This window comes from Bradyrhizobium sp. Kon69, from assembly GCF_055807515.1.
The window spans coordinates 1-262 of record NZ_JBVVOS010000210.1; the positions used below are offsets into that span (position 1 = coordinate 1).

General features: G+C 57.6%; 1 protein-coding gene. It reads right to left on the reverse strand.

Translation table 11 applies throughout. The features are described 5' to 3' along the window. A partial coding sequence (locus AC0L3U_RS38870; protein ID WP_473365038.1) for a hypothetical protein occupies nucleotides 1–262 on the reverse strand: 262 nt, incomplete at both ends.

Here is a 262-nt window from a genome sequence, read left to right on the forward strand (position 1 = left end):
CCACAATCCAGCTGGTGGTCAGCAAAGGCCCACTGTCTACGTTCGCCGACAGGTACACGGCGCACAACCAGAAGACACCCAGCACTATCACGCTGGCGCCCCAGTGCAGCAACAGACGGCGATGTTGAGCCGTTACTTGCGGCGACTGTGCGCTGAGATTGAGTTGGTCGCTAAGCCGCACACCTGCATCGTTGAGGCGCTTGAACAGGATAAACGTAGGGATGAGGATCGACGCACCCATCATGCCGATCACAAAAACCAG